19 protein-coding genes and 1 pseudogene are annotated in these 13,900 nt (G+C 63.4%); 6 read left to right on the forward strand and 14 right to left on the reverse strand.

Features of this window, described 5'->3' with window-relative positions; all coding sequences use genetic code 11:
• Nucleotides 1-486, forward strand: a 486-nt coding sequence (locus P1X14_RS16090; protein ID WP_277316417.1) for a J domain-containing protein, incomplete at its 5' end; no start/stop codon positions are given.
• 129 nt (nt 487-615) lie between these two features.
• Here the strand turns inward: P1X14_RS16090 and P1X14_RS16095 are convergent.
• The 9 genes and pseudogenes from P1X14_RS16095 to P1X14_RS16135 all read right to left on the reverse strand — a co-directional run bounded on the left by P1X14_RS16095 (nt 616) and on the right by P1X14_RS16135 (nt 5,312).
• Nucleotides 616-1,476 carry a class I SAM-dependent methyltransferase gene (locus tag P1X14_RS16095; protein WP_277316418.1) on the reverse strand — a complete coding sequence of 287 codons (861 nt, stop codon included), beginning with the start codon at nt 1,474-1,476 and terminating at the stop codon, nt 616-618.
• Between the two features lie 64 nt (nt 1,477-1,540).
• Nucleotides 1,541-1,999, reverse strand: coding sequence for an SRPBCC family protein (locus tag P1X14_RS16100; RefSeq protein ID WP_277316419.1), 459 nt, complete (start codon nt 1,997-1,999; stop codon nt 1,541-1,543).
• A 10-nt stretch (nt 2,000-2,009) separates the two neighbouring features.
• Complete coding sequence (locus tag P1X14_RS16105) at nt 2,010-2,795, reverse strand: VOC family protein (RefSeq protein ID WP_277316420.1); 786 nt, start codon at nt 2,793-2,795, stop codon at nt 2,010-2,012.
• Nucleotides 2,796-2,817: 22 nt separating this feature from the next.
• On the reverse strand, nt 2,818-3,180 hold the full coding sequence (locus P1X14_RS16110; RefSeq protein ID WP_277316443.1) for a DUF1428 domain-containing protein: 363 nt from the start codon (nt 3,178-3,180) through the stop codon (nt 2,818-2,820).
• Between the two features lie 18 nt (nt 3,181-3,198).
• A pseudogene (locus tag P1X14_RS16115) lies at nt 3,199-3,546 on the reverse strand (DUF1428 domain-containing protein); the annotation flags it as partial.
• A gap of 24 nt (nt 3,547-3,570) precedes the next feature.
• Nucleotides 3,571-4,059, reverse strand: a complete 489-nt coding sequence (locus tag P1X14_RS16120; RefSeq protein WP_277316421.1) for a VOC family protein — start codon at nt 4,057-4,059, stop codon at nt 3,571-3,573.
• Between the two features lie 36 nt (nt 4,060-4,095).
• Nucleotides 4,096-4,326 carry a DUF4287 domain-containing protein gene (locus P1X14_RS16125; RefSeq protein ID WP_277316422.1) on the reverse strand — a complete coding sequence of 77 codons (231 nt, stop codon included), beginning with the start codon at nt 4,324-4,326 and terminating at the stop codon, nt 4,096-4,098.
• A gap of 13 nt (nt 4,327-4,339) precedes the next feature.
• The gene (locus tag P1X14_RS16130) at nt 4,340-4,780 is read right to left on the reverse strand and encodes a VOC family protein (RefSeq protein WP_277316423.1); all 441 of its coding nucleotides are present in this window, start codon (nt 4,778-4,780) and stop codon (nt 4,340-4,342) included.
• 124 nt (nt 4,781-4,904) lie between these two features.
• Nucleotides 4,905-5,312 (reverse strand): VOC family protein, encoded by a 408-nt coding sequence (locus P1X14_RS16135; protein ID WP_277316424.1) that lies wholly within the window; start codon nt 5,310-5,312, stop codon nt 4,905-4,907.
• Between the two features lie 113 nt (nt 5,313-5,425).
• Here P1X14_RS16135 and P1X14_RS16140 point away from each other — a divergent pair, with 113 nt between their 5' ends.
• A complete protein-coding gene (locus tag P1X14_RS16140) occupies nt 5,426-6,106 on the forward strand; it encodes a helix-turn-helix domain-containing protein (protein ID WP_277316425.1) in 681 nt (226 codons plus the stop codon).
• Between the two features lie 163 nt (nt 6,107-6,269).
• Here P1X14_RS16140 and P1X14_RS16145 read toward each other — a convergent pair whose 3' ends face one another.
• The gene (locus P1X14_RS16145; protein WP_277316426.1) at nt 6,270-6,908 is read right to left on the reverse strand and encodes a hypothetical protein; all 639 of its coding nucleotides are present in this window, start codon (nt 6,906-6,908) and stop codon (nt 6,270-6,272) included.
• A gap of 163 nt (nt 6,909-7,071) precedes the next feature.
• On the opposite strand from P1X14_RS16145, the gene cobS reads away from it, so the two are divergent.
• Complete coding sequence (cobS, locus tag P1X14_RS16150; protein WP_277316427.1) at nt 7,072-8,076, forward strand: cobaltochelatase subunit CobS; 1,005 nt, start codon at nt 7,072-7,074, stop codon at nt 8,074-8,076.
• On the opposite strand, the gene P1X14_RS16155 is transcribed toward cobS, so the two are convergent.
• The 4 genes from P1X14_RS16155 to P1X14_RS16170 form a co-directional block, all read right to left on the reverse strand.
• A complete protein-coding gene (locus P1X14_RS16155) occupies nt 8,073-8,939 on the reverse strand; it encodes a hypothetical protein (protein WP_277316428.1) in 867 nt (288 codons plus the stop codon). The two genes, cobS and P1X14_RS16155, sit on opposite strands and share 4 nt — an antisense overlap.
• A 126-nt stretch (nt 8,940-9,065) precedes the next feature.
• Nucleotides 9,066-9,461: a hypothetical protein gene (locus P1X14_RS16160; protein ID WP_277316429.1), complete on the reverse strand. Its 396-nt coding sequence runs from the start codon at nt 9,459-9,461 to the stop codon at nt 9,066-9,068.
• 26 nt (nt 9,462-9,487) lie between these two features.
• Nucleotides 9,488-9,913: a hypothetical protein gene (locus P1X14_RS16165; RefSeq protein ID WP_277316430.1), complete on the reverse strand. Its 426-nt coding sequence runs from the start codon at nt 9,911-9,913 to the stop codon at nt 9,488-9,490.
• A 65-nt stretch (nt 9,914-9,978) separates the two neighbouring features.
• Nucleotides 9,979-10,512: a hypothetical protein gene (locus P1X14_RS16170; RefSeq protein WP_277316431.1), complete on the reverse strand. Its 534-nt coding sequence runs from the start codon at nt 10,510-10,512 to the stop codon at nt 9,979-9,981.
• A 78-nt stretch (nt 10,513-10,590) separates the two neighbouring features.
• Between P1X14_RS16170 and P1X14_RS16175 the strand changes: the two genes are divergently transcribed.
• The 3 genes from P1X14_RS16175 to P1X14_RS16185 all read left to right on the forward strand — a co-directional run bounded on the left by P1X14_RS16175 (nt 10,591) and on the right by P1X14_RS16185 (nt 13,763).
• Nucleotides 10,591-11,532: a YafY family protein gene (locus P1X14_RS16175; RefSeq protein WP_277316432.1), complete on the forward strand. Its 942-nt coding sequence runs from the start codon at nt 10,591-10,593 to the stop codon at nt 11,530-11,532.
• Between the two features lie 41 nt (nt 11,533-11,573).
• Nucleotides 11,574-13,403, forward strand: a complete 1,830-nt coding sequence (cobT, locus tag P1X14_RS16180) for a cobaltochelatase subunit CobT (RefSeq protein ID WP_277316433.1) — start codon at nt 11,574-11,576, stop codon at nt 13,401-13,403.
• A 123-nt stretch (nt 13,404-13,526) separates the two neighbouring features.
• Nucleotides 13,527-13,763, forward strand: coding sequence for a ribbon-helix-helix domain-containing protein (locus tag P1X14_RS16185; protein WP_277316444.1), 237 nt, complete (start codon nt 13,527-13,529; stop codon nt 13,761-13,763).
• Nucleotides 13,764-13,900: the final 137 nt, after the last annotated feature.

A 13,900-nucleotide genomic window follows, 5' to 3' on the forward strand; every position in this document is an offset into this window, starting at 1 on the left:
GAAGGCGCGCGGGGCGTGGGCGACGGGCCGGCGCCGTATCGCTGGCTGTGCCTCGACCATGTGCGCGAGTTCAATTCGGGCTATAATTTCTTCAAGGGCATGAGTCCTGACGAGATCCATGACGCCCAGCGGCCCTTTGCCGGATGGGAGCGCGAGACGCGGGCGTTCAACGCGACCGGCGGCGCGGACCGGCCGCCGCGCTGGGCCGATTTCTCCGACCCGCTCGATGCGATCCAGGCGCGGTTCCGCGACAGGACGCCGGTGGAGCGCAAGGACGGGCGGCCGCTGTCGGGCAAGGACCGCGAGGCGCTGAAGACGCTGGAACTCGACGTGGATGCCGACCGGATGGCGCTGCGGCGGCGCTATTCGGAGCTGGTGCGGCGCTTCCATCCCGACCGCAATGGCGGCGACCGCAGCTATGAGACCGCGCTGGCCAAGGTGATCGCAGCGTATCAGCAGTTGAAGGCGTCGCCGGCTTTCGCTTGAATTATCCTCCCCCGCCAGGGGGAGGTGTCAGCGCAGCTGACGGAGGGGGAGGTAAGCGATCCACTATCTTTAGTGATTCCGCCCCCTCCGACGCCTTTGGCGCCACCTCCCCCTGGCGGGGGAGGATTTCTAGGAAGGATTGCGGGCGGTCACGATCCACGCGGCACCGTCGATCAGCACCGATGTTTCGCCCGGACGCCCGGCGAAGGCTTCGCGGACGGCCATCGCGGCGGCATCGCGGATATCGCCGGGCTGGTCCTTCAGCGCGCGGGAGAGGGGGCCGACTTCGAAGGCCATTTCCACGGCATCGTCGAGCGCGGCTTCGCGGGTTTCGCCCTGACCGAAGGGGATTACGGCGTCGAACGGGGCGATGGCGATGTCGGTGAACCCGGCTTCAGCGAGGATGCGGGCGATCCGGTCGCGGTCGCCGAACGAGAAGGGACCGGGGGCTTCGGGATCGGGGGCGGGCGAAGGCGGGAGCAAGTCGCGGATCGCGCCCATCGGCAGGCGGACCCAGTCATTCTCGCTCGCGGTGCGCCAGCAGACAAAGGCGAGCCGCCCGCCGGGCACCAGCGCGTGCCGCATATGCGCGAAGGCGGCGGCGGGATCGTCGAAGAACATCACGCCGAAGCGCGAGAAGAGCAGGTCGAAGCCATGGACCGGCAGCGGCGCGGTGCTGGCGTCGGCGAGGCGGTATTCCAGCGCGGCGCCTGCGGGCGCCATCTCCCATGCCCGGTCGATCAGCGGGGCGGAGATGTCCACGCCCAGCACCTGCCCGTTGGGGCGGACCCGCGCGGCGAGCGTCAGGCTGGTGGCGCCCGCGCCGCAGCCGATATCGAGCACGCGCTCGCCCGGGAGCGGCGCCGCGGCATCGATCGCGGCGACGCCGAAAATGGCGAGCATGTGATCGAGCCGGACCTGATTGGCGACCCAGCGCTCGCCGCTGCTGCCGTTCCAGTCGGCGACCTGATACACGTTGGGCTGGGTCATGCGCTCGCTCCTTATTGCGAATCATTCGCAAATAAACGAGCGGGCGCCGAAAGGCAATCGCCGATCAGCCGAGACCTGCCAGCCGCCGTGCGACGGCTTCCCATTGCCCGGCGACGATGCCCCAGCCCTGTTCGAAGCCCATTGCCTTGTGCTGCTCCATCGCTTCTGCGGTCCAGTGGCGGGCGCGGCCGCGATAGCGGGTCTTGTCGCCTTCGGGTTCGAACTCGAACGAGCCGACCATGAAGGGCTGGCCCGCCGGGTTCCAGCCGGGGGTGAAGGCATCGGTGAAGACGATCAGCCGTTCGGGGATCACTTCCAGATAGACGCCCTCATTGGGCATCACTTCGCCGTTCGGCCCGTACATGGTGACGCAGGAGCGGCCGCCCGCGCGCAGGTCCATCGCGGTCACTTCCGCGCGCCATGGCGGCGGGCAGAACCACTCGTTGAGATGATCGGTATAGGCGCGCCACAGGGCGCTGGCGGGGGCATCGAGCAGGCGCTCGATCACGAGTTCATGGGCCATCGGGCTGCTCTCAGTACTTGTTGGGGGAGACGAGGCCGCACGTCACACCCTCGGGATCGATGATGTTGATCACCCATTCGCCGCCGGGCACCTGATGCGGCCCCCATACGACCTTGCCGCCATTGGCTTCGACCGCGGCCTGGGCGGCGGTGATGTCCGGCACCCGGAAATAGAAGCCCCATGCCGGTGGGGTGTTCGGCTGAACCGGCATCATCGCGCCGATCGCTTCGCCATTGCTCTCGGCATTGGCGATGAAGCTGTAGGTGCCCATCTCGCCCATCGGCATCTCGCCCACCTTGGTGATGCCGAGATGCTTTTCGTAGAAGGCGAGTGCTGCGGCATCGTCGGTCGTCATCAGCTCGTTCCAGCTTACATGGCCGAAGCCCATGCGCTGATAGGCGGTGCTGCTTTCGTCGCTGGCACCGCGCATCACATAGAAGGGGATGCCCTGCGGATCGGCGACCATTGCGAGGCGGCCGACATTCGGAATGTCGAACGCGGGCAGGTGGACCGCGCCGCCATCGGCGACGATCGCGGCGACGCTGGCATCGACGTCATCGACGCCGAAATAGCCGAGCCACACTGCCTTGGCGCCGCCCGCGACCATGTCTGCATTCAGCTGCATCACGCCGCCGGCCTGGCCGTCCGCGGCGTTGATCATGCGATAGTCCATCCCGCCCGGAGGCGCCTCGGCATCGATGTTCCAGCCGACCACGGCGTCGTAGAAGGTCTTGGCGGCCTTCGCGTCCTTGGTCAGCAGCTCGTACCAGATGAAGCTTCCGTGCGGGTTACCCATCGTTTCTCTCCTCTTGGCCGGCTCAGGCGTTCACATCGTCGATGATCGGAGCGAAGCCGCCCCACATCATCCGCTGGCCGTCGAACGGCGTTTCGCCGTCATCGGGCTTCATCCGCTCGTCCTGCATCAGCTTGGGCCAGGCGGCGTCGCGGGTCGCCTTGTCGGGCCATTCGATCCAGCTGTAGACGACGCCTTCATCGTCCTTCTTCAGCGTGGCGCGGTTATAGTCGGTAAGCTTGCCGTCCGGCACGTCGTCGGCCCAAGCCTCAAGCACGCGGGTGGCGCCATATTCCTGGAAGATGGCGGCGCATTTCTCGGCCATCTTGCGATAGGCTTCCTTGTTGCCCTCGGGCACCGGCAGCACATAGCCGTCGAGATAGCCCATCGCGCCGCCCGTGCCCTGATCGACGATCGACGCGAAGCCGCCATAGATCATGCGCTTGCCGTCGAAGGGCATGTCCTTGCCCATGTCCGCCATCCGCGGATCGGTCATCATCTTCTCGCCGGCGGCGTCGCGGGTGGCCTTGTCGGGATATTCGAACCAGCTGAACAGCACGGCCTCGCCATCCTGCGCCTGCACCGATTTCTTCAGGTCGTTCACTTTCCCATCGGGTACGTCATCGCCCCAGGTTTCGACGAAGCGGGCGACGCCGAACTCCTTGAACATGGCCGAAGCCTTGGAGGCATGCGCGATATAGGCGTCCTTGTTGGCGATGGGGACGGGGGTGAGGAATCCTTCGACGTAGGTCATGGTCTCTCTCCTTGGATTATTGGTTCAGGCGGCGACGCCGTCGGCGGCTGCTTCGATCGCGGCGATGTCGATCTTCTTCATCGTCATCATCGCTTCGAAGCCGCGCTTCGAACGCGCGTGATCCTTGTCAGTCAGCAGATCGAGCAGGATGCGCGGGGAAATCTGCCACGAGAAACCCCATTTGTCCTTGCACCAGCCGCAGGCGCTTTCCTGACCGCCATTGCCGACGATCGCGTTCCACAGCCGGTCGGTCTCCTCCTGATCCTCGGTGACGATCATGAACGAGACGCTCTCATTGGGCTTGAAGTTCGGCCCGCCGTTGAGCGCGGAATAGCTGCGCCCGGCCAACGTGAAATCGACGACCAGTTCGCCGCCTTCCTTCATGCTGGGATTGTCGGACGGGGAAGCGATGATGTTGTCGATGCGGCTGTCGGGCAGCAGCGAGACATAGAATTCGGCGGCTTCCCTGCCGTTCATGTCGAACCACAGCACGGTGGTGATCTTGTCGGTCATGTCAGTCTCTCCTTGGATGGCCCCAAAGCGATTGGATCAGGCGTCGCCTTCCTTTTTCATGCCCTTGAGCAGCGCGTAGATCGCCATCGCGTGACCATGGCCCAGCTCGAACTCGGCCTTGAGCGCGTCGGTGATCGTCCCTGCCTTGACCCCGGCGACGAGCTTCCCGTCCGCGGCCCAGCCCTTTGCGGCTGCCCATGCGCGGAAATCGTCGGGACCCTTGCCGGTCTTCGCCTCGATGTTGGTCAGATATGCCTGGAAGGACATGGGAGTTCCCCGCTCAGGCCTGTTCGTGCGCCGGGCCGTCCGCAAAAGCGGACATCGCGGCTTCCATGTCCATGAACATCGGCTCGAAGATATGGCCGTCCGGATCCTCGAACGAGCGGCCGTACATGAAGCCCATGTCCTGCTTCTCGCGGATATCGGCCTTGCCGCCGGCAGCCGCTGCCTTTTCGACGATCGCATCGACGGCTTCGCGGCTGTCACGCGAGATGCAGATCAGTACCTCGGTGGTTGCGGAGGAATCGGCGATCGCCTTCGGGGTGAAGGTCTGGAAGAAGTCCTTCGACAGGATCATGAACACGATCGTGTCGCTCAGCTGCATCGACGATGCCATCTCGTTGCTGAAGCGCGGATCCTTGGTGCAGCCGATCGCTTCGTAGAAGGCGGTCGACTTCGCCACGTCCGAAACGGGCAGGTTGACGAAAATCATTTGGGTCATCGGGTCTCTCCTATCGGGCCTAGTCGAGCCGGGGGCATTTCGGTCCCGCGGCCATGATGTGTCGAGTCGAGAATCGTCCAAAGGGGCGCCGGATCGGATGCGTCGTCCGGCGGCTTGATCCGGATCAGGCGGGGATCGCGGCGGGCTCCATGTAGAAGGGGCCGAAGCCATGACCGTCCGGGTCTTCGAACCCGACGCTGTACATGAAGCCTTCGTCCTCGACCCCGTGAACCGCGCGTCCGCCGGTGGCGAGCGCGGCCTCGAAGATGGCATCGACCGCGTCGCGGCTGTCCATCGAAAGCGCGAACAGATTGGCGGTGACCGCATGGGTATCGGCGATGGTCTTCGACGTGATGCCGCCGAATGCCGCATGGCTGACCAGCATGAAGCTGACCGCATCGCCCCAGTTCATCGCCGCGCCATTCTCGCTGCTGGGAAAGGCGGGGTCCCGGGTCATGCCGATCGCTTCGTAGAAGGCGAGCGATGCAGCGACGTTCGAGACGGGCAGGCTGATGAAGAGTTTCCTGGTCATCCGAAATCTCCTGTCGGCGGTCGCCTAAACCTCAGCTTCCGAGGGGCTGCGAATCGCTTGCTTGATCTTTTTGCCCGAGAGAGTTACAAAAAACAACCATGAAGTTAAAAAAAGTGACTCCATCTGAAAAGGCCGCCCGGAATCGCTGGTATGACGATGCGTGCGGGACTGCGCTGGCGCTGGAGCTGGTGGGAGAACGCTGGTCGCTGCTGATCGTTCGCGAGCTGCTCTATGGCGGGCGGCGGTTCAGCGAGCTGAAGGCGAACCTGTCGGGCATCAGCGCCAATATCCTGACCCAGCGGCTGGAGGGCATGGAGGCTTCGGGCATTCTGGTGCGCAAGAAGCTGCCGCCGCCGGCATCGGTGCAGATCTATGAGCTGACCCCCTGGGGCTATGAGAGCGAGACCGCGATCCGCGAACTCGGCCGCTGGGCCGCGCGCTCGCCGGATCACGATACCACGCTGCCGCTGTCGGCGGCGTCGCTGATGACCTCGTTCCGCACGATGATCTCGGCCGAGCGGGTGGGCGACGAGACGGCGAGCATCGGCTTTGTGTTCGGGCCGGAGAGCTTTCTGGCGCAGATCGCGAATGGATGGATCGAGATCCGCCGTGCCGGTGTCGAGGGCGCGGAACTGGTGTTCGACAGCGATCCGATGAGCCTTGCCTCGGTGGTTTATGGCGGACGGCCGATTGCGGATGCCGAAGGTGCCGGCGTGCTGACGGTGCGCGGGGATCGCGCGCTGGCGGAGCGGTTTACCGGCTGGTTTCCGCTGCCGGCGAAGGTTGAGGGCTAGTTTCACCCTCTCCCGCTTTCGCGGGAGAGGCAGCGAGACTTGGCAGCTTGCTGCCTAGTCGCAGTGGTGAGGGTCTTCTTCTTCGGTCTGGGCAAGGCAGAAGAAGAAGACCCTCACCCCGACCCTCTCCCGTGAAAACGGGAGAGGGAGAAGAAGGCGTCCCTTAGTTCCGCCTACCCGCGCGCAGATCCTCGCAGCTGTCGAGCACGCTGCACTGGCGGTTGCCCGAGCCGCGATTGCAGGCGGCGACGAGGCGTTCGGCGCGGGGCAGGCCGATCACCAGCGCGCAGCTCTTGCGGTTGTCGTTCGGATGCTCGTCGCGATTGTTGTAGATCGGCCGGTGCGGCCTGGGCCGCGGCTTCACATAGACCTTTTTCACCACCTTGCGGATGATCGGCTTGGGCCGCTCGGTGGGGGGCGGGGCGATGATCGTACCGCCGCCGCGAATCTCGGAGCGATAGACTGCGGCGATGCACTTCACATCGCGGCAATTGTTGCGTTCGTCCTCGAAGGCGAAGCGGTCTTCCTCCTGCACGTCGAGCCGCGACTGGGATGCGCCGCGCGCCTTGTCGGTCCATTGCACCGCGAGCTGGTGATCGAGGTCCATCAGCATGCGATTGCCGCAGATCATCCATTCGGCCTGTGCCAGCCGGTCCGAGCAGGAAAAGGTCTGGTCGCCGACGAACGCGACCGCCGGAGTCGGGGTCGGGCTGGGCGTGGGGGAAGGCTTGGGAGTCGGGGCCGGGCCCCAGCAGGCGCCAAGGAGCAACAGCGCGGCCAAAGGCGCAAATCTTCCAACCATGGCTTTCCCCTTTTGGCTCCCCCCTCTGCGGGGACTCAGCCGAAGTGACGTCAAGGTGTCACGAATGGCCCGCGAAGGAAAGCCTTTGGCGTTGCGGTGACGCAGCCAAATCTCTACCCGCAATCCGAGTCCGCCCCATGGACGGACAGGAACAGAGACGAAAATGGCCGATATCCCGAACACCCAGCCCGACAGCCGCCAGACGACGATCATGGACGCCCCCGACCGGACGGTGAAGGTGCGCGACGTTTTCGGCATCGACATCGACATGGAAGTCTCCGCGTTCAGCGAGGCGGACGAGCGCGTGCCCGATCTCGATCCGGCCTATGTGTTCGATGGCGACACCACGCTGGCGATCCTGGCGGGCTTTGCGCACAATCGCCGGGTGATGGTGCAGGGCTATCACGGCACCGGCAAGTCGACCCATATCGAGCAGGTCGCGGCGCGGCTGAACTGGCCGTGCATCCGCATCAACCTGGACGCGCATATCAGCCGCATCGACCTGATCGGCCGCGACGCGATCGTCCTGAAGGACGGCAAGCAGATCACCGAGTTCAAGGAAGGCCTGCTGCCCTGGGCGCTGCAGACCCCGACGGCTTTGGTGTTCGACGAATATGACGCGGGGCGCCCGGACGTGATGTTCGTGATCCAACGCGTGCTGGAGACCGAGGGCAAGCTGACCCTGCTCGACCAGAATCGCGTGATCCGCCCGAGCCCGTGGTTCCGCCTGTTCGCCACCGCCAACACGGTGGGTCTGGGCGATACCAGTGGCCTGTATCACGGCACCCAGCAGATCAATCAGGGCCAGATGGACCGCTGGAACATCGTGGTCACGCTCAACTATCTGCCTGCCGCGGTCGAGGCGCAGATCGTGCTCGCCAAGTCCGGCGAATATGATCACGAGGGCGGCAAGGAGACCGTGGAGAACATGGTCCGCGTGGCCGACCTGACCCGCAAGGGCTTCATCAACGGCGATATTTCGACCGTGATGAGCCCGCGCACCGTGATCACCTGGGCCCAGAATGCGCTGATCTTCAAGGATGTAGGCTTCGCGTTCCGCCTGTCGTTCCTCAACAAGTGCGACGAAGCCGAGCGGGCGCAGGTGGCGGAATATTACCAGCGCGTGTTCGGGACGGATTTGCCGGAGAGCGTGGTGGCGAAGGCCTAAAGTACAGAGAAAATCGCAATGGGATCGATGATAATCTCATTGCTAGAAGGCGCGGAGAAGAAATTCTCAACTGTACGGAGGTGGAGCGATAGCGCGCGCATAGCTTCTTTTATGCCATCCGCGTCTTTGACATCGGGTGGGGTTGCTTCTTCATGGGCAACTCGACCTCGTTGAGTTATTAGTCCCAAGATCGTAAAATCGATCTCAGTAACTCTAGAATATTTATGAACCAGCATCTCTTCCGGTTCGCGTAAGAACTGACGTTTCAGAGGCGCAGAGAACAGCCCATGTGGTCCGTTTACATGGGCTTCAAGCAATCCTTGAAAGCCAAAATCAAGAAGAGTGGCTGCTGCATCAGCAACTTTCTGATGCATTTGAAGTCCAATTTCGCTGGCCTTCTTTTTGGCCTCACCATCGGAGGAAATTTTACCTCCGAGATTTGAAAGCATGGGCTCGTTTGTGATTCGCCACATTGCTTCGCCAAAGTCATTGAAATTCTTAAGCATTCTGCAGGACGCTGCAAGATCATTAAGGGTCAGATTGCCAGTGACCCTTACAAAGCTAGTCAAAATATCAGATTTACCAGACTTAATATTTAAATCGGTGACGGATTTATTCTCGAAGAGCTTATCTTCGAATAGCGTGTATGCATGATCTTCCAGAAATTTTAATTCAGAGGAAGAGTTTTCTTGGGAAAAAATATCAGCTAGTAGCCTGCCGCTATTGAGCGGTCCTTTCTGAGACTCTGACTTTTGCGTGGCAAAGCCATTATGAGAAACCACTTGCTCAGTGACCCCCTCGAAAATTTGAGAGGAGTAGGAGCGAAGTTTCCCTGAGTCGAGATAGATGAAATTTCTAATCATGCTTTCTTCGTCTCATAAATTCGCGATAATATCGTGATCGTACCGATTTTACATGGAGAACTGCGCCAAGTATCCCGCAAGCGGACACTATTATCGGCATATACTCTATAAACAGATCGAATATCTTCATGAGGATTCTGCCGATCTATCTATCGAGCTATAGAATATCGATAGAGATAGCATGAATGAAACGGAAGACATTATCGCTGTGTTTCGGATGAGCGCGTATTCATTAATCGGTAAGTTTGGGTAGATTGTCACACCCAACATAAGGCCGTATAGCGTTATGAATACAATCGATATGCCGTTATGAAAAGTCTTCCAGCCATCGGTAATTTCATTTGACCCTTCGATTTCATTTATAATAGAAACATGTAATACAAGACCGAAGGCAATTAAATCTCCAACTGCAACTGGCTGAATTGTTCCATTGGACACGCTCCAAACAAATGCCCTCGCAATTACGGGTACGAGCCCGATTAGGCATGTATAAACCAGCCACTTGACGAGTCTCTTGTCCACGGGCGCGATCTTAGCCTTCTGTTTCCTTAGCGCAATGGTTGGTTGTCTTGCGCGCCCTGATCTTCTTTCGCCCGTGGCATCAGTTCGACGACGATCGCGATTCCCAGCCACACCGCCAGCGTCGGCTGAAGCCGCGGCGGGATCTGCGCGCCCGGCGAAAGCACGGTTTCGAGCACAAAGGGCAGGGCGGCGATGAGGCCCGCGGTCATCAGCGTATAGCTGATGCGGCTGCGGCTCGAGTTGACATAGAGGATCGAGATCACAAGCGTCGCGGTGAAGAACAGGGTGAAGGCGAAGTCGCGGACGCCCAGCGTCTCGGTGCCCGCCATCACGAAGCCCAGCACCGCGCCGAAGAAGATGCCCAGCCCGTTGAGGTTGGCGCGATATTCGGCCTCGGTCATCTGGCCCCAGCCGGGCATCTTGATGCCCGATGGCAGCTTCAGTTTACGCATATACCCCTCCCGATCACGCGTGAGCGTTTAGGCAGGAGGGCGGTAAAGGCAAGCCGCTGGACGGATCAGGCGCGGGTCCAGTCCATCATCCAGCCGACGTCCCAGCTCTTTCCCTGATCGGACGAAGCGGCCTGATACCAGCGGTGCGACTTGCCCGGGACGATCCGGTCCCACACGCCGCGATAGACCATGCGCTTGCCGTCCACCGTGTCCTCGGACTCGAAGATGCCTTCCCCGTTCGCGAAGCCGCCGGTCAGGCCCGCGGTGCCCAGCGCGCCGCTCTTCGCATTGACCCAGAAATCGCTCCACACGCGCTTGTCCATGTCGAGCAGGCGCAGGCCCATGCCGCTGAAGTCGCGCGCGGGGATGCGCAGTTCCTCGACGCTGCCGACGCCGCCCAGGATCGTCCAGCAGGTCGCCTCGCCGGGGAATTCGTCCCAACTGCCATCGGCCTTGCGCTTGCGATTGGCGATCTTCCATTCGCCCGCGAGCCAGTCGAACTCGCCGGGCTTGCCGGTGCCGGGGGCCGGGGCGGCGAGGCCGGGCAGGGGCAGCAAGGTCAGGATGGCGGCACTTTGAAGAACGTTGCGGCGGGTCATGTCTCTCTCCCTTTCCGCTGGTGTTAGGCCGGCATAGCTGACAGTTTCCGTCAGGATTTTTCGGCTATACGGATTTTCATGCGCGCAAGCCGCCTGCTGGCGATCCTGATCCTGCTCCAGTTGCGCGTCCGGCTGACCGCCGAGGCGCTGGCCGAGGAGTTCGAGGTTTCGGTGCGCACCATCTATCGCGACATCGATTCGCTGAGCGCGGCGGGCATTCCAGTCTATGGCGAGCGCGGGCCGGGCGGGGGTTTCCAGCTGCTCGACGGATACCGGACGCGGCTGACCGGGCTGGGCGGGGACGAGGCGCAGGCGCTGCCGGTGATCGGCCTGCCGGGTGCCGCGGCGGCGATGGGGCTGGGGCCGGCGGCGTCGCGGGCTTCGGCCAAGCTGATGGCGTCGCTGACCCCGGCGCTGAGCGAGGAGGCCGGGCGGATGAGCGCGCGCTTCCATGTCGATACGCTCGACTGGTACCGCGAGGAGGAGGACGTCGCCCATCTGCCCGCGCTGGCCCGTGCGGTGCTGGAGCAGCGGCGGATCGCCATGACCTATGAGAGCTGGCGGGCGACGGGCGACTGGCATGTGGCGCCGCTCGGCCTCGTGCTGAAGGCGGGTGCCTGGTATCTGGTGGCGGAGGGCGGCGGGAAGATCCGCACCTTCCGGGTCTCAAACATTCTGGCGCAGGCGGTGACCGAGGCGCGGTTCGATCGGCCGGAGGGGTTCGACCTGCCATCGCATTGGCGCGACTCGCTGGCCCGGTTCGAACAGGGGCTGCGGCCGCTGACCGCGGAACTCAGGCTCACGCCCGAAGGCATGCGGCGGTTGCGCGAGGCCGGCGCCTATGCGGCGAAGGCAGTGCGCGGCGCGGACGGGGACCGGGTGACCCTGCCGGTCGAGAGCATCGATCAGGCGGCGCTGCTGGTGCTGGGGCTGGGCACCGACGCGGAGGTGATCGCGCCGCCCGAATTGCGGGCGCGGGTGCGCGATCTTGCGGGCGAGATTGCCCGCCGCGCCGGATAGGGCTTGCATCGGGGCGGCGCTGTCCGCCATTTGCGCGGCATATGTCCGCCGACTCTCCTCTCGAAAAGCTGCGCAACGTGCTGGGCGGGTCCGCCCGCGCGCTGGCCGACAATGCCGAGGTCGAGCTGGCCTTCACTGCGGATGCGCCGCTGCAATCGGGCAAGAGCATCAAGGTGCCGATGCCCTCGCGCAGCCTGCCGCCCGAACAGGTGGCCGAGGCGCGGGGCTTTGCCGATGGTTTTGCGCTGCGGCTGAAGCTGCATGACGGCGCGCTGCACAACCGGAGCGCACCGCGCGAGGCAGTGGCGCGCGCGGTGTTCGACGCGGTGGAGACGGCGCGGATCGAGGCGCTGGGATCGAAGGGCTATGCGGGGATCGCGGCCAATCTGGATCACAGCCTTGAGATGAAGCTGCGCTCCGATCCGATCAGCCGGGCGCGCAACAAGGACGAAGTGCCGCTGTCTACCGCGATCGCGCTGATGGTGCGCGAGCGGCTGACCGGACGCGAGGCCCCTGCCAACGCCGCGATGGGCATGGCGCTGGTGCGCGACTGGATCGAGGAGAAGGCGGGCGGCGATCTCGACGCGCTGGGCATGGCGATCGACGACCAGCAGGCCTTTGCCACGCTGACCACGCGGCTGCTGCAGGATCTCGAGCTAACCGAGGGCGACCTGATCCCCGACGAAGCCGACGAAGGCGGCGGCGACGACGAGGGCACCGAGGACCAGGACGATTCGGGCGACGAGAAGGGTGAGTCCGAGGCGCAGCAGGGCGAAGGCGAAGTCGAGGCGCGCGGCGAGCAGCGCGACGGCGAGGAAAGCGACCAGCAGGGACAGGAAGACCAGTCCGACGCGATGGACGATGGCGAAGGCCAGGACGGGGATGCGGGCGAGGACGGGATGATGCCCGTGCGGCCCAACCGGCCCTGGTCCGATCTGCCGCCGCAATTCGAATACAAGCCCTATACCCGCCAGTTCGACGAGGAGATCGCGGCGACCGAGCTGTGCGATTCCGAGGAGCTGGACCGGCTGCGCTCCTATCTCGACCAGCAGCTCGTCCATCTGCAGGGCGCGGTGACGAAGCTCGCCAACCGGCTGCAGCGACGGCTGATGGCGCAGCAGAACCGCAGCTGGGACTTCGATCAGGAGGAAGGCATCCTCGACGCGGCGCGGCTGGCACGCGTGGTGGTCAATCCGATGCTGTCGCTCAGCTACAAGAGCGAGCGCGATACCGAGTTCAAGGACACGGTGGTCACCATCCTGATCGACAATTCGGGATCGATGCGCGGCCGGCCGATCAGCATCGCCGCGATCAGCGCCGATATCCTTGCCCGCACGCTGGAACGCGTCGGCGTGAAGACCGAGATCCTCGGCTTCACCACCCGCGCGTGGAAGGGCGGGCAGGCACGCGAGAAATGGCTGGCGGACGGGCGCCCGGCGCAGCCGGGACGGCTGAACGATATCCGCCACATCGTCTACAAACAGGCCGACGAGCCCTGGCGCCGCGCCAAGAAGTCGCTGGGCCTGATGATGCGCGAGGGGCTGCTCAAGGAGAATATCGACGGCGAGGCGCTGCAATGGGCGCACAACCGCATCATCGGGCGGCCCGAGGATCGCAAGATCCTGATGGTGATCTCCGACGGCGCGCCGGTCGACGATTCCACTTTGTCGGTCAATTCGGGCAGCTATCTGGAACGGCACCTGCGCCAGATGATCAACTGGATCGAGACGCGCTCACCGGTCGAGCTGGTGGCGATCGGCATCGGGCATGACGTGACGCGATATTATCAGAAGGCGGTGACGATCATGGATGCCGAGCAGCTGGCCGGCACGATGATCGAGCAGCTGGCCGCACTGTTCGATACGGAATGAGGGTGGGTATAGTCCTTCACCGTTCGTGCTGAGCTTGTCGAAGCACCGTTCTTCTTCCTTTGCGGGAGATAGAAGGACGGCCCTTCGACAAGCTCAGGGCGAACGGAGCGGAGTTGGGCGGTGATTGTCGATGCCCCGCCCGGGGGCTTTGCCGGGCCGGTCAAGCGATCGGTCACCATTGCCGGGCACCAGACCTCGATCAGCCTCGAACCGGTCTTCTGGGACGCGCTGGAAGCCGCGGCTGCCGAGCGCAGCCTGCCGCTCAACGCACTGGTCGCGGCGATCGATCATGCCCGGATCGGGGCGGACGGGCCGCCCAATCTCGCCAGCGCGATCCGCAGCTGGCTGATGAGCCGCTAGCCGCGCGCAGCTCGGCCACCGCGTAAGCAATTGTTTTCGCTGATCGAATGCCGCTCGGCGCGCTGCTTTCGCACGCCCGGCCCGCGCCGATACAGTTTGCGACAATTTGGTATATTTTGCGACGACGTTGCGAAGGA

Origin of the sequence: Sphingomonas sp. AOB5 (assembly GCF_029433115.1) — a bacterium.
Lineage (GTDB): Bacteria > Pseudomonadota > Alphaproteobacteria > Sphingomonadales > Sphingomonadaceae > Sphingomonas.